This is a genomic window from Nitrososphaerales archaeon, from assembly GCA_032906765.1.
Classification (GTDB): Archaea; Thermoproteota; Nitrososphaeria; order Nitrososphaerales; family Gagatemarchaeaceae; genus DASPPF01.
On record JAJTZB010000003.1, the window covers coordinates 202,119 to 224,125 of the forward strand.

General features: G+C 58.4%; 35 protein-coding genes. 16 read left to right on the top strand and 19 right to left on the bottom strand.

The genetic code is table 11. The features are described from left to right. The first annotated feature begins 3 nt into the window (after positions 1 to 3). The gene (locus LYZ69_04825; GenBank protein ID MDV3277775.1) at positions 4 to 1,002 is read left to right on the top strand and encodes an AIR synthase related protein; all 999 of its coding nucleotides are present in this window, start codon (positions 4 to 6) and stop codon (positions 1,000 to 1,002) included. Here LYZ69_04825 and LYZ69_04830 read toward each other — a convergent pair. Together LYZ69_04830 and LYZ69_04835 are read right to left on the bottom strand one after the other, a co-directional pair. Continuing rightward, positions 973 to 2,553, bottom strand: a complete 1,581-nt coding sequence (locus LYZ69_04830; protein ID MDV3277776.1) for a DNA topoisomerase I — start codon at positions 2,551 to 2,553, stop codon at positions 973 to 975. The genes LYZ69_04825 and LYZ69_04830 overlap by 30 nt on opposite strands. A gap of 58 nt (positions 2,554 to 2,611) precedes the next feature. Then, entirely contained in the window at positions 2,612 to 3,784 is a 1,173-nt protein-coding gene (locus LYZ69_04835; GenBank protein MDV3277777.1) for a DDE-type integrase/transposase/recombinase, read from the bottom strand. 72 nt (positions 3,785 to 3,856) lie between these two features. Between LYZ69_04835 and LYZ69_04840 the strand changes: the two genes are divergently transcribed. Beyond that, positions 3,857 to 3,994, top strand: a complete 138-nt coding sequence (locus LYZ69_04840; GenBank protein MDV3277778.1) for a hypothetical protein — start codon at positions 3,857 to 3,859, stop codon at positions 3,992 to 3,994. On the opposite strand, the gene LYZ69_04845 is transcribed toward LYZ69_04840, so the two are convergent. After that, on the bottom strand, positions 3,989 to 4,606 hold the full coding sequence (locus LYZ69_04845) for a hypothetical protein (protein ID MDV3277779.1): 618 nt from the start codon (positions 4,604 to 4,606) through the stop codon (positions 3,989 to 3,991). The two genes, LYZ69_04840 and LYZ69_04845, sit on opposite strands and share 6 nt — an antisense overlap. Positions 4,607 to 4,896: 290 nt before the next feature. Here LYZ69_04845 and LYZ69_04850 point away from each other — a divergent pair, with 290 nt between their 5' ends. After that, a complete protein-coding gene (locus LYZ69_04850) occupies positions 4,897 to 5,136 on the top strand; it encodes a hypothetical protein (GenBank protein MDV3277780.1) in 240 nt (79 codons plus the stop codon). A 131-nt stretch (positions 5,137 to 5,267) separates the two neighbouring features. Then, entirely contained in the window at positions 5,268 to 5,993 is a 726-nt protein-coding gene (locus tag LYZ69_04855) for a PAC2 family protein (GenBank protein ID MDV3277781.1), read from the top strand. A gap of 60 nt (positions 5,994 to 6,053) precedes the next feature. Here the strand turns inward: LYZ69_04855 and LYZ69_04860 are convergent, their stop codons facing one another. Beyond that, on the bottom strand, positions 6,054 to 6,467 hold the full coding sequence (locus LYZ69_04860; GenBank protein ID MDV3277782.1) for a hypothetical protein: 414 nt from the start codon (positions 6,465 to 6,467) through the stop codon (positions 6,054 to 6,056). 118 nt (positions 6,468 to 6,585) lie between these two features. Between LYZ69_04860 and LYZ69_04865 the strand changes: the two genes are divergently transcribed. Both LYZ69_04865 and LYZ69_04870 read left to right on the top strand, forming a co-directional pair. Further along, positions 6,586 to 7,338, top strand: a complete 753-nt coding sequence (locus LYZ69_04865) for a DUF5781 family protein (GenBank protein MDV3277783.1) — start codon at positions 6,586 to 6,588, stop codon at positions 7,336 to 7,338. Between the two features lie 28 nt (positions 7,339 to 7,366). Further along, entirely contained in the window at positions 7,367 to 7,855 is a 489-nt protein-coding gene (locus tag LYZ69_04870; protein MDV3277784.1) for a hypothetical protein, read from the top strand. Positions 7,856 to 7,859: 4 nt separating this feature from the next. On the opposite strand, the gene add is transcribed toward LYZ69_04870, so the two are convergent. Both add and LYZ69_04880 read right to left on the bottom strand, forming a co-directional pair. Further along, on the bottom strand, positions 7,860 to 8,924 hold the full coding sequence (gene add, locus LYZ69_04875; GenBank protein ID MDV3277785.1) for an adenosine deaminase: 1,065 nt from the start codon (positions 8,922 to 8,924) through the stop codon (positions 7,860 to 7,862). A 67-nt stretch (positions 8,925 to 8,991) separates the two neighbouring features. Further along, positions 8,992 to 9,732 carry an NAD(P)H-hydrate epimerase gene (locus LYZ69_04880; protein MDV3277786.1) on the bottom strand — a complete coding sequence of 247 codons (741 nt, stop codon included), beginning with the start codon at positions 9,730 to 9,732 and terminating at the stop codon, positions 8,992 to 8,994. Between the two features lie 95 nt (positions 9,733 to 9,827). On the opposite strand from LYZ69_04880, the gene LYZ69_04885 reads away from it, so the two are divergent. Then, the gene (locus LYZ69_04885) at positions 9,828 to 10,367 is read left to right on the top strand and encodes an arginine decarboxylase, pyruvoyl-dependent (GenBank protein MDV3277787.1); all 540 of its coding nucleotides are present in this window, start codon (positions 9,828 to 9,830) and stop codon (positions 10,365 to 10,367) included. Between the two features lie 66 nt (positions 10,368 to 10,433). Here LYZ69_04885 and LYZ69_04890 read toward each other — a convergent pair whose 3' ends face one another. After that, complete coding sequence (locus tag LYZ69_04890) at positions 10,434 to 10,784, bottom strand: hypothetical protein (protein MDV3277788.1); 351 nt, start codon at positions 10,782 to 10,784, stop codon at positions 10,434 to 10,436. Between the two features lie 182 nt (positions 10,785 to 10,966). Here LYZ69_04890 and LYZ69_04895 point away from each other — a divergent pair, with 182 nt between their 5' ends. Then, positions 10,967 to 11,278, top strand: a complete 312-nt coding sequence (locus LYZ69_04895) for a pyruvoyl-dependent arginine decarboxylase (protein ID MDV3277789.1) — start codon at positions 10,967 to 10,969, stop codon at positions 11,276 to 11,278. On the opposite strand, the gene LYZ69_04900 is transcribed toward LYZ69_04895, so the two are convergent. Then, positions 11,275 to 12,510, bottom strand: coding sequence for a hypothetical protein (locus LYZ69_04900; GenBank protein MDV3277790.1), 1,236 nt, complete (start codon positions 12,508 to 12,510; stop codon positions 11,275 to 11,277). The two genes, LYZ69_04895 and LYZ69_04900, sit on opposite strands and share 4 nt — an antisense overlap. 139 nt (positions 12,511 to 12,649) lie before the next feature. Between LYZ69_04900 and LYZ69_04905 the strand changes: the two genes are divergently transcribed. The 3 genes from LYZ69_04905 (at position 12,650) to LYZ69_04915 (ending at position 14,268) form a co-directional block, all read left to right on the top strand. Beyond that, entirely contained in the window at positions 12,650 to 13,888 is a 1,239-nt protein-coding gene (locus LYZ69_04905; protein MDV3277791.1) for an amino acid permease, read from the top strand. 72 nt (positions 13,889 to 13,960) lie between these two features. Beyond that, positions 13,961 to 14,101: a hypothetical protein gene (locus LYZ69_04910; GenBank protein ID MDV3277792.1), complete on the top strand. Its 141-nt coding sequence runs from the start codon at positions 13,961 to 13,963 to the stop codon at positions 14,099 to 14,101. Continuing rightward, positions 14,098 to 14,268 carry a hypothetical protein gene (locus tag LYZ69_04915; protein MDV3277793.1) on the top strand — a complete coding sequence of 57 codons (171 nt, stop codon included), beginning with the start codon at positions 14,098 to 14,100 and terminating at the stop codon, positions 14,266 to 14,268. The genes LYZ69_04910 and LYZ69_04915 overlap by 4 nt, the downstream gene beginning before the upstream one ends. A gap of 37 nt (positions 14,269 to 14,305) precedes the next feature. On the opposite strand, the gene LYZ69_04920 is transcribed toward LYZ69_04915, so the two are convergent. The 6 genes from LYZ69_04920 to LYZ69_04945 all read right to left on the bottom strand — a co-directional run bounded on the left by LYZ69_04920 (position 14,306) and on the right by LYZ69_04945 (position 17,282). Continuing rightward, complete coding sequence (locus LYZ69_04920) at positions 14,306 to 14,851, bottom strand: DUF1684 domain-containing protein (protein ID MDV3277794.1); 546 nt, start codon at positions 14,849 to 14,851, stop codon at positions 14,306 to 14,308. Between the two features lie 56 nt (positions 14,852 to 14,907). Beyond that, positions 14,908 to 15,282, bottom strand: coding sequence for a PPOX class F420-dependent oxidoreductase (locus LYZ69_04925; protein MDV3277795.1), 375 nt, complete (start codon positions 15,280 to 15,282; stop codon positions 14,908 to 14,910). A gap of 33 nt (positions 15,283 to 15,315) precedes the next feature. Then, entirely contained in the window at positions 15,316 to 15,570 is a 255-nt protein-coding gene (locus tag LYZ69_04930) for a hypothetical protein (GenBank protein ID MDV3277796.1), read from the bottom strand. Next, positions 15,567 to 16,076 (bottom strand): flavodoxin family protein, encoded by a 510-nt coding sequence (locus tag LYZ69_04935; GenBank protein ID MDV3277797.1) that lies wholly within the window; start codon positions 16,074 to 16,076, stop codon positions 15,567 to 15,569. The genes LYZ69_04930 and LYZ69_04935 overlap by 4 nt, the downstream gene beginning before the upstream one ends. A 397-nt stretch (positions 16,077 to 16,473) precedes the next feature. Next, a complete protein-coding gene (locus LYZ69_04940; GenBank protein ID MDV3277798.1) occupies positions 16,474 to 16,623 on the bottom strand; it encodes a hypothetical protein in 150 nt (49 codons plus the stop codon). 149 nt (positions 16,624 to 16,772) lie between these two features. Further along, entirely contained in the window at positions 16,773 to 17,282 is a 510-nt protein-coding gene (locus LYZ69_04945; GenBank protein ID MDV3277799.1) for a hypothetical protein, read from the bottom strand. Positions 17,283 to 17,370: 88 nt separating this feature from the next. Here LYZ69_04945 and LYZ69_04950 point away from each other — a divergent pair, with 88 nt between their 5' ends. Then, positions 17,371 to 17,751, top strand: a complete 381-nt coding sequence (locus tag LYZ69_04950; GenBank protein ID MDV3277800.1) for a ribbon-helix-helix domain-containing protein — start codon at positions 17,371 to 17,373, stop codon at positions 17,749 to 17,751. Then, complete coding sequence (locus tag LYZ69_04955) at positions 17,748 to 17,921, top strand: hypothetical protein (protein MDV3277801.1); 174 nt, start codon at positions 17,748 to 17,750, stop codon at positions 17,919 to 17,921. The genes LYZ69_04950 and LYZ69_04955 overlap by 4 nt, the downstream gene beginning before the upstream one ends. 306 nt (positions 17,922 to 18,227) lie before the next feature. On the opposite strand, the gene LYZ69_04960 is transcribed toward LYZ69_04955, so the two are convergent. Next, entirely contained in the window at positions 18,228 to 18,434 is a 207-nt protein-coding gene (locus LYZ69_04960) for a hypothetical protein (GenBank protein ID MDV3277802.1), read from the bottom strand. 145 nt (positions 18,435 to 18,579) lie between these two features. Continuing rightward, the gene (locus LYZ69_04965; GenBank protein MDV3277803.1) at positions 18,580 to 18,864 is read right to left on the bottom strand and encodes a hypothetical protein; all 285 of its coding nucleotides are present in this window, start codon (positions 18,862 to 18,864) and stop codon (positions 18,580 to 18,582) included. 116 nt (positions 18,865 to 18,980) lie between these two features. On the opposite strand from LYZ69_04965, the gene LYZ69_04970 reads away from it, so the two are divergent. Together LYZ69_04970 and tsaA are read left to right on the top strand one after the other, a co-directional pair. Then, positions 18,981 to 19,166: a hypothetical protein gene (locus LYZ69_04970; protein MDV3277804.1), complete on the top strand. Its 186-nt coding sequence runs from the start codon at positions 18,981 to 18,983 to the stop codon at positions 19,164 to 19,166. A gap of 446 nt (positions 19,167 to 19,612) precedes the next feature. After that, positions 19,613 to 20,098 (top strand): tRNA (N6-threonylcarbamoyladenosine(37)-N6)-methyltransferase TrmO, encoded by a 486-nt coding sequence (gene tsaA / locus LYZ69_04975; GenBank protein ID MDV3277805.1) that lies wholly within the window; start codon positions 19,613 to 19,615, stop codon positions 20,096 to 20,098. A gap of 81 nt (positions 20,099 to 20,179) precedes the next feature. On the opposite strand, the gene LYZ69_04980 is transcribed toward tsaA, so the two are convergent. The 3 genes from LYZ69_04980 to LYZ69_04990 all read right to left on the bottom strand — a co-directional run bounded on the left by LYZ69_04980 (position 20,180) and on the right by LYZ69_04990 (position 21,318). Continuing rightward, on the bottom strand, positions 20,180 to 20,347 hold the full coding sequence (locus tag LYZ69_04980; protein ID MDV3277806.1) for a hypothetical protein: 168 nt from the start codon (positions 20,345 to 20,347) through the stop codon (positions 20,180 to 20,182). Positions 20,348 to 20,522: 175 nt separating this feature from the next. Continuing rightward, positions 20,523 to 20,729: a cysteine-rich CWC family protein gene (locus LYZ69_04985; protein ID MDV3277807.1), complete on the bottom strand. Its 207-nt coding sequence runs from the start codon at positions 20,727 to 20,729 to the stop codon at positions 20,523 to 20,525. A 223-nt stretch (positions 20,730 to 20,952) separates the two neighbouring features. After that, positions 20,953 to 21,318, bottom strand: coding sequence for a retroviral-like aspartic protease family protein (locus LYZ69_04990; protein ID MDV3277808.1), 366 nt, complete (start codon positions 21,316 to 21,318; stop codon positions 20,953 to 20,955). A gap of 110 nt (positions 21,319 to 21,428) precedes the next feature. Here LYZ69_04990 and LYZ69_04995 point away from each other — a divergent pair, with 110 nt between their 5' ends. Beyond that, positions 21,429 to 21,860, top strand: coding sequence for a hypothetical protein (locus tag LYZ69_04995; protein ID MDV3277809.1), 432 nt, complete (start codon positions 21,429 to 21,431; stop codon positions 21,858 to 21,860). The last annotated feature ends 147 nt before the right edge of the window (positions 21,861 to 22,007 follow it).

The window sequence follows — 22,007 nt, forward strand, 5'->3', positions numbered from 1 at the left end:
GACATGGAAAGACTCGGATTCGGCAAGATCCCGATTAAGGTTCTGGGCAAGACAGTCCTCCGGATGACAGGCGTCACCTCAGCGAGGTTGCTCACAGGGCCCAACCCGGGCGTTGACTTCGCAGCAGTGAAGGTCGACGGAGGTTACATGATCGTATCCTCCGACCCAATAACCGGTGTCTCATCGGGCATCGGAGAGTACGCCGTCGTCGTGAGCGCAAATGACGTCGCAACAAGCGGGAACGCGCCGCAGTTCATGGAGTCGATCATAATGATGCCAGAAGACTCCACCTCCAAGACGCTCGGCAGGTTGGCTGCAGACATGGATGCTGCCGCAAAGAGGCTCGGGATCTCGGTCGTCGGCGGTCACACCGAGGTCACGCCGGGGCTCAAGAGGCCGATCGTTGTCGTCACGGCATTCAGCTTCGTGAGGAGCTTCGTGTCATCTGAGATGGCTACCGCTGGCGACGCAATCCTGATGACAAAGACGGCAGGCCTAGAAGGCACGGCCGTGCTGGCACGCGAGGCCAGAAGGCTTCGCCGGCCCCTCCCCAGCCGACTCGCTTCAGACGCGGTCGTGCTTGAGAAGGAGCTCAGCATAGTGAAGGAAGCGACTGCTGGGTTCAGCAGCGGTCACGTGCACGCGATGCACGACTGCACAGAGGGAGGAGTCGTGGGGGCTGCCTACGAGATGTCGCTCGCGTCTGGCCTCGGGTTCGAGCTGTACGAGGAGGACGTCCCAGTCGCACGGGTGACGCGCGAGGTCTGCCGCAGGTTCTCGCTGGACCCACTCCGACTCATCGGCTCGGGGTCTCTCCTCATCGCTGTCCCCGAGAGCGAACAGGGTGCAGCGGCCCGCGCGATAGGGAAGGTCGCGGAGGTGACGCGGGTCGGGCGCTTCAGGAAAAGGGGGAGATTCTTGGTCAGAGCGGACGGAAAGAGGGAGACGGTCGGGGAGGCCCCTGCCGACGAGCTATGGCGCGCCCTCGGCCGGTCTCGCTGACTTCGCCACAACCTCGACGGACTTCGCCTCGGGTTCCCACTTCTTCCCCGAGTTGGCAACCCACGAGAACTTCCTCTGCATCGACTTCGAGTACATCTTGGCCCAGTCTAGCCCGACGTGGTCGCACCACGCCTTGTAGACGCGGGGGTCTATGTAGTTCTTCAGGGAAGTGTTGAGGTTGTAGTTCTTGGTGCGGACGTAGAAGTCCAACTCCTTCTCCAGCTTCTTGATTCGTTTCTCGTCCCTCTTCTCCCTCCCCTTCGCATCTTCGAGTTTCTGCTTCTTGTTCTCGAACGACTGCTCCCATGTCTTGGGAGGAGTCCTCTGATGGTTGCAGAAGATCGCTGCCTGCAGGTTCGCCTCCTTCGCGTAGTAGAGCTTGTCGACATCGTCCCACTCTCTGACGTCCTTGGCGCGCAGGACCTCCTTTGTCTTTGCTGTGGCGTGGTACGTCCTGAAGACCTTGGCGGTCAGACCCGGGACAATCGAGGAGAGGAACTGGTTGACCATTCCAGAGCTGACGTCGTGGAATATCTCGGTCTCCGCCTTCTTCCCGGCCATGAACTCCTGGAGGTTCTTCAGGACCTGGGGCGGCGGACTGTCCTTCTTGTTCCAAAGGACGCTGTCCTTCCCTAGAAAGTTGAATTCGACTGTGTCCCCTTGAATGTCCACGTGCTCCACTCTCAGCGTACTCGCCCCGACAGTGTCCGCCTCGTCCTCGTCCTTCTCGTCCCCCACCCTCATTCCCAACACGTGGATGAGGTAGCAGACTGTGGCGACCTGCCTTTCCCTGGCATCCTCCGACGAGAGCCCGTCCTTGATCTTGGCCTCGATCTTCTTGAGGTTGGATTCGACCCTCGCGGCGTTGTCGTACTTCGCCTTGCTCCTAGACTGCTGAATGTGCGAGCTCTCGTGGAGCCATACGTACTTCTCCTTGTCAGTGAGCTTGTCGACCCACTTCGCCATCCACATCGACTCGTGGTCATGGACGACCTTCTTCCAGTCTCTAGGCACGTGTGTCTTCTCGTCCAGGTTCAGGATGACGTCCCGCTGGGTCACCCTCGGCTTCCACTTCCCTCTCATGGGATGCAGGCCTCTCCCCATGAACAGGCCGGGAGGCTCCACCATGTAGTTGGCTATCTCGACTCGCTGGTCATCGAGAGTGGCGTACCCGTACCTCTCCTTTAGGGCCTCCCTCCTTTTCTTGCGGTCTGCGGCCTGAGCCTTCTTCTCCTCCTTGCTCATCTTCTCCTTCGCTGCCTTCTCGCTGTCGACCTTTCGGAAGAGCTCAGTGAAGTCGACGTCCTCGTACTTCGCGCCCTTGCACCAGTCAGGGAGCTGGAGGACGAAGTCAGACATGAAGTTGGACCTGAAGACCGGGTCCTGTATGTACGGCGTGTCCTTCTTCTTCGCCAGGCTGTATGCCATCTCCTCTGCGAGCGGGGAGAGCTTGACCTCCCTCCCCTTCACTCTGACAGCGAGCCCGGCCGGCGCGTAGAGGTCTGGGAAGCAGACTCCGTTATGGGATAGCGTTGTCCAGTATGCCTTCATGAACGGGTTGGAAAAGACTTTGCTCCCGCTTATTTAAGAAAAATGCTCGGAGGTTCTGTCAAGTCTGCGGGTTCTCCCTTGTTTTCGTCTCGCTGTCAAGCCTCGGGACTTTCGAGGCGTTCTGGATGATTGTCAGCCACTTGTTTGACCCCTCAACCTTGATACCGCATCGGTCGGCTGGCGTGTCTCCGTCCAGCGCCTCATGCGGTCGGATGTAGTTGTGGAACAACTGATACCCCTTGAGTATCGGACTGTCGGTCGTCTTTAGACCCCGCATCACCTTCTCTCTGTCCCTGACTTCGCCGTTCATGCGTTCCATCTTGTTGTTGTGCATCCTCCCCGTGATGGCAATCTCCCTGACGTGGATGGGGTTGGTCGAAGTGAAATGGGTGGTGTATTCTCTCTTGAACGCGTCGTTGTATGAGCGAAGGCCGTCGGTAATCAACAGCCTCGGCCTCGTCCCCGCGACTTCGGCGCTCCTGTGGAACAGAGTCCTCGCGTCGTGCTTCTCTTTCGAGTCCGCGACCTCCTGAGCAATCCAGAAGCGGGTTTGGTCGTCCATCATCGCAAACAGATACTTCATGTCTCCCTTGACCTTAATCCAGAGTTCGTCTGCCCTCCAAGTCGGGGAGAGGTTCGGCTGAATCTGGTCGAGGTATTTCTCCATCAGCCCGACATATTTCCTAATCCAGTTGTGGATGGTCTGATGCGAGACTTGGACTCCTTGGAGCGCGAGGAACTTCTGGGTGTTCCTTAGAGACTCGCCAGTAAAGTAGAGTTGGAGGGCGCTCGTTATCATCTGAGGGCTGGCCTTCATGCCCTCGAAGCCGAGGTTCTTAGTAAACCGCTTACCGCAGTCGTGGCATAGGAACCTCTGTATGTCTCCGTTCTTGTTGTGCCTCACGCCTCTCTTGATGATGCTCTTGGAGTAGCAGTAGAGGCACGACTGGATGTCCAACGGCTCTATCTTGACCTGTTGCTCGACAGTTTGTCTTAGAACGTGGCTGAACTCGACCGCGAAGATGTGCTTACACTTGATGGCTCGGTTCGTGAAGTCTGGGCACGAGCAGTTGAACCCCGCCTCGGTCGCGACGACCTGATACCAATCGTCCGACCTCTGCGAGTGGACTGCATATTCCCCCTCGCTGATGCGTCGGACTCGGCCGACCGTCTGGGCAATCTGGTTGCCCTTCACGGCGCGAACCTCCAAGAGTTTGGCTCTCGTGTCCATGTGCTTATCGCTATCAATAGGTATCACGCGAACCCTTATAAAAGTATCTATTGATACCTATGGCTGATAAGCATGGCCTTGAAGAGATACATGCTCTCGATAACGGAAGAGATGGAGAGGAAACTGGAACAGGAACGAAAGAAGAGGCTCTTGGACACGATACCCGAGACGGTTCGCACAATTTTGAGCGAGTATCTATCGAAGTCATGAAGATATCTGACTCACTCGGAGAATCAAGAGGAGGATGCGGAATAGGAAGGGAGCAGTGAATAGTAGAGTCATCCAAATGAAGCCCCGCGGCTGTATCCTGATTGCTCTAGCCAAGCAATAGACGGAGAATGCAACTGCAATTGGGAGAGACACGACATACGCTTGATAGAGCAACGGCAGAACCGAGAAGTGGGGGCTCAGGTAGAAGAACTCGAAGGCGTAAAACGAACCGAACACCATAAGCGAAACGGCGTATCCGATTTGGATGGCCGCGCCGAATACCATGAACTTCTTGACTCCCCAGTAGTTCGTGTAAGACTCCACTACTAGGTAAGCGAAGAACATGCCGAGGAAGAGGGCGACCGCGCCCGCGCCAAAATAGAGAGTGAGGGGGACGCTTGTCGCCGAAGGGGCTGGCTCTTGGAAAAGGTCTATTATTACCGTGGCGACGAAGATTAAGCCCGACGTGAAGAATAGCCTCTGGCTCAAGACGAGGTAGAGCTTCTCCCTCTCGGCCTTCATGTGCTCGGCGAAGGCCCAAGGCATCGTTATCCACATCAGTAGAGAGAAAGCGGCCAACCCAAGGCTAGGCTCGAAGAAGACGCTAGCCAACGCAATCACATAGCCTAGACATGCTATAAAGACGAGTTCTCCCTTGTAGAGTCTCCACTCGAAGTCTCGGAATGAACGATAAACCGAGTGCCATTCCATCTACCAGCGCCCCCTTCTGAGGCTACCAGTCAAAGGGAATCCTCCAGAAGCGCAACGATTCGTCTTCCTCTCGTTGCTTTCTCCGCTTCCGCGCCTTTACGGTCTTGAGTGTCATGCGTTCTCCTCCTGTGAATGGGCGAACCCATCAACCGAAAGTTTAGGAAACCGTCCCTCCGAGGCCAGCGCGAGACTTGCTCTATTCGTGCGGCCATGTGTCGGAGTCGCCTTCCAAGATATGCCCGCTCTGCGGTCAAGGGAAACCGCAGGACGGAAGGGACGCATACGAGCGAGGAAAGAACCACGCGGATTCGGTCTACCAGACGAGCGGAATCGCGCCTCTGAAGGGCTGGCTGAAATACAAACCGTCGAACGATTACGAGCGGGGAAGGCTTGATCGCGCGAAGGAAATCCTGAAGGCGATGGGTCGGTAGGGACAAACCGAACCCGCTCCCGAGTCCCGACCCTTGACACCGCCCTGATTGCCTGCGGAGACCCGAGTTTTTGACAGCACCTGCTCGGATGGTTAAATAAGCGACGAAACTCCGAGGACGGCTGAACCCAGTTGTGGCTGAATTTCGAGGCGCAGAGGAACCGGAGGTACAAGAGACCGGTGCTGCTCGTGGCAGTCTCGACCTCGATTCCCCAGTACAGGCAGCTGTACTCGCAAGGGAGGGAGCTGGCGAAGCACATGCTGAAGACGATGAAGTTCGAAGAGGTCGCCGTGATGCACTCGTCCTCCTTCCCGCCGGAGGTCCTCGTGAGGGACGACGGAATCTCGACGCTGCTCGCGTGCAGAATCTACCTGAGCAGGGGCAGGAGAGACGTTCTGCTGTTCGCAGGCGACTCGAGCCCGATGGAAGACCAGTACGAGGTCACCCGCTTGATCCTTTCGTTCGCCAAGGCCGCCGGGGTGAGGGAGCTCTACTCTGTTGGTGCCAGGTGGACAGAGAACCCTGTCCCTCAATTCCAGGACCCCGTAGTCAACGGGTTCGCCACGGACTCGGCTGGGGTCAAGGCGCTGAAGGAAGGGGGCGTGAAGATGATCGCAGGTGAGCCTGCCCCGTTCTTCGCTTCGATGGTCGTCGGAATGGCGAAGGAGTACGGTATCAGGGGCTACAAGGTCTCCGTGGACCATGGAGAACCAGCCCCCCACCCACGCTCCGTAGTCAAGATGCTCGAGGTCCTGTCCTCCATGATTGGCTTCGAGGCAAGACTCGACGAGCTCAGGTCACAGATCGTGGAGCCTCCCCAGGCCAACCCGCCGAGCGCCGAGACAATATACCACTGAGCGAAGACGGCCGAGAACCCGGCCTCGCGTAAAGTCCACTCCTTGGTTGGCCAGTCATAGCTACTTCGCAATCCGGCGAGCCACAATCGCGAGCACCAGCCCAGCCCAGTACGGCGCGTAGCTCAACCCGACCGCTGGGCCGGCCTGCAGAGCCGCGAAGGCGAATGACACGAGGAGACCGAGGAACCCCGTCCCGCCGCCTATGTAGACTAGGAACCTGCCCGTGGACACGTGCCCCACGAGGAGCGCGACTCCGCCGAGAGCGACAGTGACACCCCCGAGTGCGATGAGTATCGCGAGGGCTGTCACTACCAGGGTGGCGGTGAGCCCGACGACGCCTCCGATGTATCTCGGTATCTCTCCCTCGACAATCCCCAGTGCAGTGAGGAGAAAGCCGCGCGTCCCGAAACCGCTCGCCACCATCAGAGCCCCGCCGCAGATGGCCAGTGTGCTGGCGGCCCAGCGCCTGATCAAGTACTCATCCCCGCGCCACGGGAAACCATGAGGACAGATAGAATAGTTTTCGTGCGGAGAGCCAACAGGGACACGCGACCGAGAGGTTTATCCGTAGCCGCCAGGTTCGCGCCGCTCCATGCCAACGGCGAGAACCGACAGGTCGCTCCAGGACACGTTGAGCTGGGCGATCGACAGGATGAGGTCCAAGGGGTTCGAAGTCAGGTCGAAGGTCTCGCTGTCGGTCGACTCGAAGCTTGCGATAATGGGCTACGCTCAGAAGGAGGGGGAAGCGCACAAGATAGTAATCTCGGAATGGGCGCTCGACTCTGAGATGCTCGGTGGGCTAGTCCTTCACGAGCTGGCGCACATCTACTTCACTGAGAAGGGTGCGCACTCCCACAACACAGAGATACTGGAGGAGCTCCTCGAGAAGATGAAGACCAGCGAGGGCCTTCGGGCGAAGGAGATCGAGTACCTGATTGACGCCTTCAACCACCTCCAGAACATACTGGTCGACGACATCGTGTTCGCCTCCATGGAGGAGAGGGAGCTGGAGAACGCCAGGCGCTTCTTCACTGAGTGGGTCTCCGACAGGCCTTCCGGCGACCCGGTTCTCGACGCTGCCCTCCTCTGCAGGAATACATTCGCCATCGCGTCGCTGAAGCGCAGGAAGTTGTTCGAGGCAGACGGCGAGATGTTCTACAGGAACAAAGGATTCCTCTCCTCTCTGGGAGAGTTCGCAGAACAGGAGTTCGATTGGCTGGAGGGGTTCTTGGAGAACGCGAGGGCCGACTGGACGGAGAAGGAGTTCAGGGAGTCCCTCGGCGCCTACTTTGACAGGATGCTCTCCCTCATGCGCCCAGTGTCAAAGCTAGACGACTTGAGATAGAGTGATGAACCGTCAAGGTGGCAGCGGAGTGAGCTGGGCGAAGCTCATAGTGGTGGTGGCGGTGATCGGCGCGGCCGCATTCGGGCTCTTCCTCGGCTACCTCGCCTACACCAACGACAGCTTCCCGACGCAGGAGAAACCATTCGCCGAATACGCTTCCGTCGTCGCCACGAACTTCAACGGAACCGAGTTCTACCTCAAGGTCCAGTGGACTTCGACGGGAAACTTCACGCCCTTCTACGCACAGCTGACGTCGCCAACGACGGACGCGGCGAACACGCCCGTCTGCAGTCTGGGCATAACTTCGGTAGTCAAGGGACAGATAATTGACCTGCCGTTCAAGATCAGCGCGCCCAGAACGTCGGTCAGCAGCGTCGACCTTGCGATTGCGGTGCGGTCGAACGTGAACATGACGGAGTTCACAATAGTCTACCATGTGGACCAGGTGACAGCCCAGCCCGGCAATATCTATCCGTCAGCTTTCGCGTGCGAGCAGCCTCAGGGCTCGAGCATGTGAGCCGCTAGGAAAGTTTCTTCCTTACGGCGTGATACTCCTCCAGAAGGGCCGCCTTCTCGTTCTCTCCGGCGAATGCCCCCATGATGGAGTTGGTTACGAGGATGTCCAAAGCGTCGAGGCCGAAGCGGTAGGCCCTGCACACACTGATCAAGACGTCAGATACGCACCCCCTGGGCCACAGGGCTGGGTCGTCCGAGTTGACTGTGACACAGACGCCCTCCTTCAGCAGCCTGTCGATGGCCAAGTCCGAGGGGCCACGAATCTTCCCGAGGACCATGTTCGAGACGGGGTTCATCTCTATCGTAACCGACCTTTCCATCGCCAGACTGACTAAGGATTCGTCCTTGGCCAGGTCTATCGCGTGGCCCACGCGCTGGGCCCCGATGTCGGAGATGGCCGTCCTGATGTTCTTCAGGTTCTGCTCCACTGAGCCTGCGCCCTCTCCGGCGTGCACCGTGACCTTCAGCCCACCGTCTGCCGCCAGCTTGAAGGCTCCGCGGAACTTCTCAGGCGGGTTCCCTGCCTCGGGGCCACCGAGGTCTAGGGCCACTACTGAGCGGCTCCCCGCAGCCACCTTTGCGACCTTCTGGCCGAACTCAGGCTTGGACTCCCTTCCAATCGCGACTATCAGCTTCACCTTCACCCCGTATCTCTCGCATCCCTCCGCCAGCCCCTCGGCCATGCTCTCGATCACCTCTTCCAGCGGGAGGCTTTCCTTCGTGTGGTACTGGGGGGCGAACCTGCCTTCGGCATAGGCAATGTTGTCGCGCTTCAGCCCCGCGACGTAGGACCTCCCGACGTCCCTCAGTATCTCCGGTGTTTGCATCAGGTTTGTGATCGGATAGAACCGCTCCACTATGTTCTCGAGCATCGAGTCGTATCCGGGGCCTTTCACATGCCTCGCGAACGCCGAGACGCTGTCAATCTCAGTCCCGCTCTGTGTGGTAATCGTCCGCCTGTGCCGCCTGGCTATGCGGAATAGCTCGCCAAGGGGAATCGAACCGTCGATGTGGCTGTGCAGGTCGCACTTAGGGAGGCTGCGGATTACCGAGGCGGAGGGAGCGGCCATTGAGGAGGGTCGGCGCGCCTCGTCTTAAGCGAATCGCACGACCCTGTGCCACCTCTTCTCCAGGCAATCAAGGCGGAAGCTGGACCCTCACGATTGCGCCGCTCTCGAACGGCGGAGTAGACTGCGAGTACTTTCTGTATAACTCCCTGGGTATCGAGACGTCGCCGAGATAGAGCTCACCCACGTAACGCCGCGATGCAGGGTTCAGGAAGCCGGTCTTCGGGAACCCGAGGGTGAGCGTCGCCTTCGCCTCTATGCACGGGTTGTTCGGCAAGCCGCTTGTCGGGTCGAGCCCCGAAGGGATGTCAAGGCCGAGGATCTGAATGCCCGACCCGTTCGCCCGTCGGATCAGGCCAGCCATGGGTTCCCTGGGGTCCCCCTTGGCGTTGTAGCCGAGAAGAGCGTCGACGAGGAGGTCGAAGCTCCCGAGGTCCCCGCCGCCTTCGACGACGGACAAACCCATCTTCTCCACAGCCTGAAGCTGTCTTGCGGGTAGCTCGCCCAGATCCGCCCGCACGCCGCTCAGGACAACGCTCACCTTAGCCCCCCAGTTGTGGAGGTGCCTTGCAGCGACCAGCCCGTCGCCCCCGTTGTTCCCCTTGCCGACGATGCAGGCCACGCGCTTCCCCGCGAGGCCACCGCCGAGCATCCGCCTTGCCATCTCCGCAGTCGCAGCTCCTGCGTTCTCCATCAGTGAGAGCACGTCGACCGAATACTCCTCTATCGCTGCCTCGTCGATCCTCCTCATCTCCTCAGAGGTCACGTAGACCAGGCCGCCGAGCGTCTTCATGCTTTCCTGTACAATCAAGTCGGAGCTCCTATTTCAGGCTGAACCTCGAACGGATTTCCATCCTTGAGAAATGCCCGCAACCTTAAATCGTGAATAGAATGGCTTGGTGCTAGTTGATTCCGCGTTCCTTCTTCCTCACCAAAGGCGTGGGAAAGCACAAGGAGAATCTCTCTTCGTTTGAGATTGCCTTGCGCGACGCGCGCATCAGCGGGTTCAACCTCGTAACTGTCTCTAGCATCATCCCTCCGGGGTGCAAACAAGTCCCGAGAGAGCAGGGGATAGAGTTGCTCAAGCCGGGCGAGATTGTCTTCCTCGTCCTCGCAAGGAACTCAACCAACGAGCCCCGCAGGCTGCTGGCGTCATCCATCGGAGTGGCAATCCCTTCGAACCCCTCTGATTACGGTTACCTTTCGGAGTGGCACGGGTTTGGTGTAACCGAGGAAGAGGCCGGAGAATACAGCGAGGACTTGGCGGCCCAGATGCTCGCTTCGACATTGGGATTAGACTTCGATTTGAATACCTCGTGGGATGACCGCGAGCAAGTCTTCAAATCCTCCGGGAAGATCATCAAGACAGCCAACATAACCCAAAGCGCGGTAGCGCAGAAGGGTCAATGGACAACAGTGGTCGCGGGAGCGATCTTCATTCCGTAGTCATCTCGCGTGCCTTACCTCCTTGCCTACGCTTCGCTTCACCCATCTGCCATCTTGACGAACTGACTACGCTTTGCGGGATTCTTGATTCTCCCTTCTTTTGATTGCCTGACAGTTAGCGCATAGCACTTGGAACCCGTCGGGGAAGCCTTTCTTTCTGAGCATTTGATAGAGGGCGTAACCACTGTTCTTCGGGTTCTGTCTGTGTTTGGCGTCGCCCTTGATATGGTCAATTGATAGTGCTCGTTCATCGCCGAAGCCGCACCTCTGGCATCTCATGCCATGGGAGTAATGGCTGAGAACTTCCGAGCGTAGTTGGGCATAAAATTCTGCATGGCTGGTTTTGTTCCGCTCCCTGAATCTTTCCTTGTTCTTCAAGTAGTAGTTGTGGAAGTATTCTTGGCTCGACACTTTCACCAACCTTCCCGCACCTCTTAATAAACGCGCAGTTCATGCAGAGCACTCTGAACCCCGGCGGGACTGCTTGACATGCTCAAGATTCTTCACTCGCCATTCTCTTACCCGCCTCCTAACGCAGACCTTGCAACGGTAGTAGTGGTCCGCACGAGCTGACAAATGCCAATTCTCTTCCGTCAACAATGTCCCACAGTCTTTGCAGACTCTATCCGTACTCGTGTCTCTCGCTTACGACCCACAATCGGATATTAGAGCACCACTCGTTCGGGCAGACGGACGAAGCGGCGGGGGACTACGCGGAGGACATGGCTGCCACTATGCTGGCGACCACCATGGGTATCACCTTCGACCCGTCGACTGCGTGGGACGAGAGGAAGCAGCTCTTTCAGGCGAGCGGGCTCATGATCAAGACGACGGACATCACGCAGTCAGCGACGGGCGACAAGGCGGGCATCTGGACCTCTGTCGTCGCCTCTGCTGTGTTCCTACCCTAGCCTGAAGGACGCCTGCCGCGAATCCTGATCGCTCCTAGCACAATCGCGACCGCAACGGCAACGGCGACAAGCGCCAGCTCCGCAACTGGCAGGCCTGGAGTCTGTCCGGCCGAAGCCTGTTGGGACGGGGAGCTCGTTGTCGCGCTGTTGACAGAGAGAGATATGGGTGCAGATAGTGACGTCGAGGTCGCCTGCGATGACCCGGTCGAAGTTGACGACGAGCGTGAGGAGGTGGTCGCCGAACCGACTGAGTTCGCGTGGAAGCCCGGACTCGCCACAAGGTATGAGCAGCCGAGCTGCGGGAGGTTGCACCCTGAGAGGACTGTCGAGAAGGATGCGGCGCGTATGGGGGAACTGATGCTCGAAGTTGAAGCGCGCGCGATCACGGCCGTAGTCGAACCCTGGCTGACGAACGTCCAGTACATACCGGAGGAGCTGTCGTAGTAGCCAGCGGGAACGCCGCCCACCCCCTGCGGGACCAGCGTCCCTCCGCTCAGGCCCTGAACCGGCGAGTAACGCCCAGTGAGGCTGGTTGATTCGAAGGCGAGGACGGATTGGCCCTCGGATACATACAGGTAGTAGGCGTTGGGCCCCTGAAATACGGCCGGGTCGGAGAAGCAGCAGCCGCTTATGGAGAAGTCGACCCTCGTTCCAGAGTCTGTCAGGAAGGAGTTCCCGTCGCTCCCTGCGACCTCAGTCGCGCTCATGATGTGCTTTGTGCAGGTGGACTGGCCGACCGCGCACTGCGCCGGGTCCTGCCCGCTAATCCCCGGCAGGTAGAACAGGTGCAGGGTACCGCTCGCGTCGAGGAAGAGGCTCGGGTCGACGAAGGTGGCCGAAGTCCCGTTGCTGAAGCGCAGGCCTACAGAGATCGGAGCGTCCTCGATGCCCGTATCGAGGTGGAAGCGGACGAGGGTGCCGGGATTGTAGAGGTACACTGTGTTACCTCTCCGGGTGACGTCTGGGACGCTACCCGGGTACGGCCTGAAGCCAGAGACGGAGGACCACGAGACGCTGTCGTTTGATTCGGCCAGGTAGGTCTCGTGGTTCTGAGGGTTGGAGCAGTCAGACGTGGCTGTGTTGCAGGCGAGGAACGCCATGATGTACTTGTCCGTGAGCGGAACCTGGGCCGCGGCTGCGGGCGCCGGCCTGGCTGCCAGGAGAAAGGCCGCGGCTATCAAGATAGCGACGACGACGGGTGCGGCACGCGCCGTCCTTACCCGATGCCTCAAACGGCAATCGCCCGCGACTTGGATACTTAAAGCGAAACCGAATCAGGTCGGCCAGACAGAACACTTTCGATTTTCCCTCCCCTTCGTGTCGATTCGCCCCTGCTATCTTATATCCAGAAAACTCCCGGCCCCTAACAAGATGCCTGACGACCGCCAAAAGGACGGCCCCACAGGTCTGCGCAAAGTAATCACGCTGCGACACGCCGTCGCAATCTACGTAAGCTCCGTCCTCGGGGCAGGCATACTCGTCATTCCCGGGCTGGCCGCCCGGACAGCGGGCCCGGCCTCGCTGCTCGCCTGGGCCCTCCTCTCGCTCGCGAGCTACCCGTTCGCATACACCTTCGCCACTCTGTCGGCTCGCAGGCCCGACTCGGGAGGAGTCTACTCCTTCGCAAGAGAGAGCTTCGGGCCCGGGGTGAGCACGATGACGGCGTGGCTCTTCGTGGCCTGGGTGGTCATGGGGGCGCCGGCAATCACTCTGGCGGCGGGCTCATACCTCGCGTTCGCTTTTCCGATGCCCAGGGAGTGGGTCTTCGCGGCAGCGGCCATCATCCTGTTGATGGCCTACGCGGTCAACCTCTTCGGTATCAGGCTGAGCGGAAGGGTCCAGGTGGCGATGGTTACGACGATCGTCTTGATGCTGGCGTTCGCGGTCGCAGCGTCGATCCCGAGAATCGAAGCGAAGAACTTCGTCCCGGTACTGCCGAACGGCTTGGCCTCCGTTGGTGTTGCTTCCGCCCTGATAGTCTGGTCCTACTTGGGCTACGAAAACGTGTCAAATGTGGCTGAAGAGTTCGAGAACCCGAAGCGGGACTTCGGAAGGAGCGTGACCTTCAGTGTGTTGTTGATAGGCGCGCTCTACTTGGCTGTCGCGTTTGCCATAGTGGGTACTGGAGCTTACACTGCGGGCGGAGGGGTGACGCCGTTCGCTGAATTGATGTCGAACGTCTTCGGCTCCTACGGGGGGCTGGCTGTGTCGCTCCTCGCGGTTGTCGTCATCTTCAGTACGGTGAACGCGTACACGGTTGGGATGGCAAGGGTCGTCTACGCGGCTGCGAGGGACGGCAGCCTCCCAGGGGCTCTCGCAACGGTGGACCCGAGGACGGGTGTACCTCGTCGGGCCCTCGCAGCCCTCCTTGCGATGATCGTCCTCAGCCTGGCCGTGTTCTACTTCATGCGCTTCGACATCCAATCTGCTTTCCTGGCGACGAGCGGGGCTGCTGTGCTGGTGTACGTGGTGGGATCGGCAGCGGGGATCAAGCTGCTGAAGGAAAGGGGAGCCAAGAGGGTCTTGCCCTGGGTCTCGCTGGCGGTCTCAATCGCGCTCCTGCCATTCATAGGAACGTTGCTCGCTGCAAGCGCTGCTGTTGCGTCATAGGTCTTCTCTACGGTTGGAGGAGAAAGAGCTAGCCCTGCCTGTCTTTAATACCAGGCGGAGGCGCAAGACGGTGTGAAGTCCAAGAAGACCTTGGACTGGCTCCTCGAGAAAGACCAGCCCTCGATCAGGTACATCGCGCTCGAAGCGGTCGGAGAGCCGAGCAAGATTATTACGCTGCGGGCCATGCAGGTGCTCGAGAGGCTCGGAGAGTGACAGAGGTCATCAGGATATCAGAGTCTCCGGCAGCGGATGGTTCGAGCGCAGCAATGAAGAAGTGTTATTGCGGTTTCACGTGTGAGGGTGCGGACGAGCTGAAGGCGCACATCCTCAAGGTCCATGGAGCGAGGGACGGCGATTGGAGGACGTGGGAGGCCAGATAGAACACGATGATGCCAGGAGATTATCGCCCAGCCAAATCTAGTCGTGGTACTTCTTCTCGCCCGCTCGGATCGACACCTTGAGCCAGTTCTCCTGCGGCGGAAGGGGGCAGATGTAGTCCTCGCTGTAGGCGCAGTAGGGGTTGTAGGCGTAGTTGAAGTCGACCGCGTACTGGTCATCGTGCTCAACTTGGAGGTCGAGGTACCGCGCAGCTCCGTAGCTATCCCTCCCGGAGGTGGCGTCCCTGAAGGGAATGAAGATGTTCGCGTCTTCCCTTTCGGCCGACTGGTAGGCTTGGAGTTTCACTTGCTGGCCGTCAATGGACAGTTCGAAGTAGCCGACTTTGTTGAAGAGCTGGCGGGTGCCCTTGCTGGTGGCCATGATCACGCTGTCGGGGCTGGGGTACCTTTGCAGCTTCGCCTCGAGCCTGAAATCTGGGTCAGGTTCGAAGTACTTCAGGCCTGCGAACATCCCCTGGCCGTCGTGGCCCAGCGGTGAGTCGTGGTCGCTCCTGAAGAACTCGTCCTTCCGCTCCCTGAACCTGAGCAGCGCCCGTCTCCAAGTCTCGACGTCCTCCGGCTTCATTGGTGGCTAGACGTAGCTACTCCAAGAATAACCTTTCCAAGCCCCTACCCAATGCGTCAGAGCTTGATTGAAATGATGGCTGTCATTCGTTCTCCTCTCAGCCGGCCGACAAAACCCATCATTGAGAATCCGATTCCTCCGTATTCCTTTCTGAAGACATTCAGCATCTGATCCCTTTCTTCTCCCTCCAGCATACGCGCCTCCCCTTCGACCCATGTCCCAATCGGCTTCCCATTCATGCTGGATGGTACAACTCGGACGTGGGAGTTCCTCCGAATCCGCTTGACCTTCCACGTCGTGGGGTCGGTGCGCATGTAGATCAGGCCGTCATGCTCCAATGACTGGACAGGAGTCAGTTTCGGCTCCCCATTCTTCTTGTATGATTCTAGGTTGATGTATCTCCGGCCGGAGAACTGCTCGATTGAAGTCAAGCTCCGTTATTCACCAATGCTGGAAGGAAGGTGTCAGCGCCGCTCGCCAGTCACGCGATACCAAGGCATCCACATCAGACCGATTAGCAGACCGGCTATAGCAAGCGAGACGATGGCCACGATGACGTTCTGAAACAGGCTGAAGCCGCTCGACCAGTAGAGCGCGTAGAACAGGATGAAGACGAGCCACACTACTATGCCGAGGATCGAAAGAACGACGGGTACGATGGGACCTTCGTACTTCCCTGGAGGCTGGCTCTGCCGCAGGCTCTCACTTGCAAGGCTCATGCCATGATTACCCTTCCCGCGGCAGCAAGGGCTGCTCCAACCTGTGTTCCAATCTGCTCGAACCTCTTCTCCTCTCCTTCCTTGAGCCTCGCGCCATCGATTGCGTCTTTATTCTTTACGGTGGAGACGGTTGCCGACTCGCGTGGCGCTATGACCTGAAGGCCCAGACCACCCAGTTTTCTCTCGATGAACCCCGCGGCGCTGCCGGAGAACCTGGAATCGAGCTTCGTGTCGAACGCGAACCCGTACCTTCCGGACAGGTCAGTGCCCTCGAGCTTGCCAAGGAACTCCTTCATCGGCTTGTACACGGAGAACGCCTCTGTCGGGGCACCGATGCAGATCAAGTCGTATTGCTTCAGTGAGTCGACGGCAACGTCTTTGGCATGGAGACACGCAGTCTCTATCCCTGCCTTCCTGAGCCCAGCGTCGAGCGACTTCGCTATCTTTTCCGTGTTGCCGTACCTGGTGTCGAAGATCACACATACCTTCATCGATGCATCACGCAATCGTTTCGACTCGGCCTGGGCTACTTGAGCTGGGAACGCGATTCCTATGATTGAAAATAAGGGGTAACGCGAGCGTCAAGCAGAGCTTGTCTTCGCGGGCAGGTCGGGCACAGGTCACGATTCCGGTGACACGCTTACGAGGTATCGCGTCGTAGGAGCTTGACGAGCGTGATCGCGACCAGCGCATCTACCATCCATTGTTATTCTGAAGCCTTCGGAAATTGAGGGACCGTTCACCCGTGGCCGATATTCCTTCTGATGGTGAGGAGACTCGCAAGAGTCTGAATTTCTTGTACAAAATCCTCGGGGGACCGTTCGAGCGAGCTCATGACACGTCTCTTGACTACGGGAATAAGGGCCTCGACCAACTCTTCGATTCTGGAATCGATTTCCCAGCTCATCGTTTGAGCTTCCGAGCCTTGTCGAGAGTTTCGTTGGCCCATCTCTCGAACTCGGAAGGATTGGCAAGTAGCCTATCCAACTTCGCCATTCCGCGCTTCACGTCATCATCAGTGACAGGCCTCGGCATCCTATCCTCGACAAACATCACTCTGGCCCGCACTAATAAGCGCACACCCGGCCAGGGCGATGGAGAGGGTGTCGGTGCGGGCGGTTGGGCAAAGGGACGTTCGGGGAGTCTCCGGCGTAATCCAAGTTCCTGCGATTGGCTGAATTGGGATCTCGCCACCGCACAAGTCAGCTGACGCTCACAGCGAACAGGTATGTCTCCCCCGGCGAGCATCTTGGGACGTTTGTAGCTCCAAACGAAACATCGCGAGGATTCAAAATTGTTCGGTCCATCGACACACTAATGGCTCCATTCGCAGATTCTCTTGGAAAGAACAGCACAACCAAACGAGAAAGCGTGTTGTTTGATTGGTTAGACATAACTAGTGTAAACGAGGCATCGGCGTTGGAATTCCTACTCTGGCTGAGAGTCAATCCCATAACCGTTATCAACGTTGAGTTGTTCAAATGCCCCTTGAGAAGGGCTGTGAGCTGATTTGACTGCATCGTCACGGAGTTTTCCGGTTCTCCGTACTCATAAGCTGTATAGACAATACCCACGCAAAGAACAGCAATGACTGTGATTGCGAAGAGCCGACCGCCGTTCCAGTAGACGTGCGTCGAGCTTGGAAACCCGTCTGCGTCGCCCACGAGCTTGAGAAACTGACCCAGGGAGAGCTTTACGGTTTCGATGCTCATGGCGGCCTCTGCCAGTGGTTTTTATATACGCGTATACACTGTATACGCCCGATGCAACCCCAAGCCGTAAGCAAGGAGACGCAGTAGGATGGCCTACGCCGCAGCCGTCGCTGACAACGCGAGGCGGACTCTCAACCGCAAGCAACTGATAGTGCCAGTCAGGATTCCGGCCGACCTGGCGGCGAAGCTGGACAGGGCGGTCTCCGGGCTCCGATACGCTTCGAGGAACGAGTTCATACGCGAAGCGATCGAGCAGCACGTGAATGACAGGCTGGGGAGCAAGATGATAGAGGTCAGAGACGTCTCGGTCAAGGGAGCCGCCAGGATGATGGACCGATATCTCTCGAAGAGCCCCGGTGCGCACTACGTGAGCGAGCTGGCGGAGGAGCTGGGTCTGGAGCTGGACGTCGCCTTCAAGGCGGCCAGGATGCTGGAAGCCCAGGGCATGGTAAAGGCGAGGTCCAAGTGACACTGCTTACGGACGAAGGCGACGGAATAGCCGGGAGGAGAGTCGTGTACATCGCGAGGAAGGTCGAGGGCCCGCACCTCGTCCGGAAGAGCGGGAGTCACAGGGGGTTGCAGGGCAAGCTCTACGACGCTGAAGCGTACATCGACGTGGCGATCGAAAAATCCAAGTGATGGCCTCCGCGGTCGCTGCCCTGATCCTGGCCAGGGCCGCAAGGGAGAGGGATTCGAGGTCACCCCTCCATGCATCGAAGAGTCTGGCAACCCACGCAGTAGGCGCGTGATTTGAGGCATTGATTCGACCCTACACCTTCTGTGTTCTTTGCACCATTTTCATGGTCTATACGGATGCCCGAGGTGGCCTTCCTCGGCGGAGGCGCAGTAAACCCTTTGCCCTTTTCCTGTTCGCCACTGCGGGTAAGCTCACGCCGACGTTCTGTCGCACAGCTTGAGCCAGGGACGTGCGGATGTCGGAGTTGGCTACCATTCTCTTGCTATTCCAATCACGGAATTCAGGACAAAGAGTGCAACCCCGCCGAAGATTGCGAGGAGTATCGCAACCGAGACCAACAGCCCAATTACGGGGCCGCTCCACCAGTTGCCGACGAAAAGGAAGGAGGCGTCAACGAGTATCGCGGCCACAAGGCCTCCCACGACCATACAGGCGGCGAGCGAGTTCAACTCCAACCTGCTAACCTCCCTGATTCGGACATTCAGGTCCCACCAATTATCCTTTCTTCAGCTAAGTGGCCCAAGAGGTCGGGGATGGGACAAGTGGATAATCAGGATCCGTTAGGTCTTCAAGTGTTCGTTCTCCATGTTGACTTGGGGGCTACATACCCCTGCTGACCTTGGTGAAAGTCTCGGACCACTTGTGGTGACAATGCCTGCACTCGTAAGAGACTTCGAACTCCTCTCTTTCGATAGGCACCTCTTCCACAGTCATAGCGTTGGCGGACGCCCACACAGAACCTGATGAGGTCATACCTCCACGATTGACAACGACTATGTCATGCAAGATCCTTTCCGCGTCCCTCTCGGAACCAATCAGCTTCTTGCTCGTGTGGCGGACAATGAGCCTCCGCCCACAGGACGGACACTTTCTCATGAAGTCCATGACAGTCCACTGCTGACTACTCTGTTGCCCACAAAATCCTTTGGCGGCTAGGGTCTGTAGAGTCTACGGGGGCTGGCCTACGCTGTTAAGTATCGGGTGTTGGAGTGGGAGAAGAAATGACCGACCAGAGGAAAAATGCCTTCATGAAACGTCTCAACTGGCCGTCCATCTTGGTCATGGTCGCCATCATTATCGTCTACCTCTTCGGGTTGGATGGGCTGATAGCGATTGGAGCCTTGTATGGCATCGGATTCATACTTGGCTTTCACCACAAGCAGGGTTCGGAGATCAATTACTCATGACTCGGGTGATGAAATGAAGACCCCGCTCTCTGTGGGAAGAAGCATCAGACTAGGGGCCGCAACAATCCTACTGGTGGTTCTGTTCGTCTTCTTTGTTCCACTGATTCCGGCAACCATTTTTCGGTGCTCCGACCAACTTGCGTTTCTATGTCTTGGCAACAATGCCGGACTAGAGTCTCTCGGTTATTGGCTATCTCACTGGGGTGCCTTCTACTCATTTGAAGTTGGGTATAACGCACCATCCATCGGAAATCTCACGGCCTTTGGAGTCTCACTCTTCGTTGCCCTGCCACTTGTTACTGCCTCATTGCTGCTGTCAATCCCCGAAATTCGCCACATTAAGCATCGCCTGCAGCCTAACAGGGAGAACGACCGCCCGAAGACTTGACAGAACATGACCTACTCTTGCTTAAAAGAACCAGCGACGGGCCGGGCCCTTTGAGAGTGTGGACGAGATCAACCTAATGCCGATTGGGGTGGTGCATACGCGCGCCACGCAGGACGAGATAAGATCCCGCACAGGCAGCGGGGAGGCAGAGGTGGAGGTGTACGAAAAGTTCGAGGACGCGCTGGAAGGCCTCGAGGGCTTCTCGCACATATTCGTGATTGGTTACTTCCATCAGCTGAGGCGGGAACAGGTCGGGCCGCTGAGGGTGAAGCCCAGGGGCCTCCTGAAGCAGGGCCTCAGCCTTGAGGAGCTGCCGACGCGGGGAGTCTTCGCGCTCGACTCTCCGACCCGACCGAACCCGGTGTCGCTGTCTTTGGTCCGCCTGGTGGGAATGGAAGGCAGAACGCTGCACGTCGCCGGGTTGGACCTATTCGACGGCACGCCCGTGCTGGACATCAAGCCGTACCAGCCTCAGTACAGGGCGGAGGATTACAACCTACCTGAGTGGTACATCCAACTGCGCGAAAAGGCTGGACACGTGTAGGTGGCGTCCGCCCCGAAGCGCCCCGATGTCGAGATGACGAACTGAAAGCACCCTCCGGGGAAGGAAGAGGGGGGGGAAGTCTCACTCTGTTTCAAGCTTCGACTTCAGGTCCAAGACGATGTCCAGCGCCTCGATCTCCTCCATCAGAGTCTCGGGGCTGCGGTCCCTGACTCGCGGAATTCGCCTTAGGATCGTGTCCCCAAGGTCCTCGAGGATTTCCCTTGCCCGCCGAGCCGTCTCTGGATCCAAGAATCTATCGCCCTGTCAGCCCAGTCTTCCTTTGCCTTCGACCCCTTCGTCCCCTTCTTCGCCTGGCGCCCAGCCCGACGGCTGACCCAGGCGTCCACCGCGATGTCCGCCCAGTTCTTGGGTCTCCGCTGGCGCAACCTCTTCATACAATCCGATAAACATCAGACCTAGGGATTTAAGCGTCTCTGCCTGCGACGGAGCCCACGGCAAGAGAGGATTGGTTCGCGCCCTTCGTCAGGCAGCCGCGGCAGACGCAGTCGCTGGCCAGCACTGCGATCTCCTTCCTTCTGGTGCCCGAGACGGTCACGCGCGTGCACCAGCACCCCTGGCCCCCCTGGCAGGTGAACTCGGCGGAGCAGAGCTCGCATCTGACCCTGCGCATCTCCAGAAACATGGTCGAGAGCCGTAGATAACCCCGCGTCCAGGGCGAGGACGTTATTCGATGGTTGGAACGTTGGTCGGTCGTGCCTCATTCGAGCGTTCCAGTGAACGTCTGATTCTATCCGATAAGATGCAGCTCTCGTGGAAACGGCCCGCGACAAAGACGTGACGAAGATGAGGAGGCGACCGTGAATCCACCAGGGAGAGGGAAAGAGGAGGAAGAGTCAGCCGACGGCTGCGTAGAGGATGAGCTTCGCAGGCTCCAGCCTATGTGCGACTGGGTTCACCTTGAAGCCCAGGGTTTCAAGTGTCGAGAGGCCAAGAAGGGACTCGCCCACCGGACCGATCACGACGCGCACTCGTTCTCTTTCGGCGCCGATCTGAATCTCTGCCCGCCCCAGCTCCAGTTGACGTTCAGTCCCGTCAGCAAGTTCGGCGACGGCTTCGCCCATCGGTTCTATGCCCAAGCGTTCCGCCAGGTCCTTAGAAACCATGGTGTGGCTCGAACCCGTGTCCGCGAGCATCACAACATCCTCACTGCCCTTGGGGCCGTGAACTGTCACTTTCACGCGAGTCTCTCCCAGCTTCATCTGCCTCCAACAGCACTGTCCCGCAATTAAAGATTAGCGCCACCACAGCGCGAATCGAACTTTCCAGCGAAGCCCCGGCGACGAAGCAGGCGTCCTTCTGAATCCTTGCGATGAAGTCCGATGAGCCGTCAGAAACGAATGATTGGGGAGGAAGAGCGAGAGTCCGATGGCCGAAGTACACCCTGCGGGAGCACGCGATGCTGGACGGGAAGTTCCCCGGAGACTGGGAGAACCTCGGCTTTTTGAGAGGCTTCTGGAACCCGATCTGGGACCACAGGGACGTCGTCCAGTACCGCCGTCTTGCGCAGGCGTGGAGGCTTCGGCATCAGGGCAGGAGTTTCAACGACATCTCGAAGGAGCTGGCAGTCGACACGGGCAGGGCTTGTGCGCTCGTCTCGGGGAAGAACCTCCGACCGTACCTCGCGCAGATGTATCTCAACTGTGAGATGCTCGCTGAGCCCAGGCACGGATGGAAGTGGATCCTTCAGACGACGCCCAAGCCGACGAACCCGTATCCGATAGCGTACAGAGTTCCCTTGTAGAGCCCTTCCTCCAGCTTCTTGCCCGTCTCGGGGGCTAGGCTGGGCTTCGACCGTCAGGTCCCGTAATGTGCTGCAGCCTTGGCCAAACTGACTTGGGCTATGTTGTGAATCACATAACCTTCAAATAACTTCGATTATCCGAAGTAC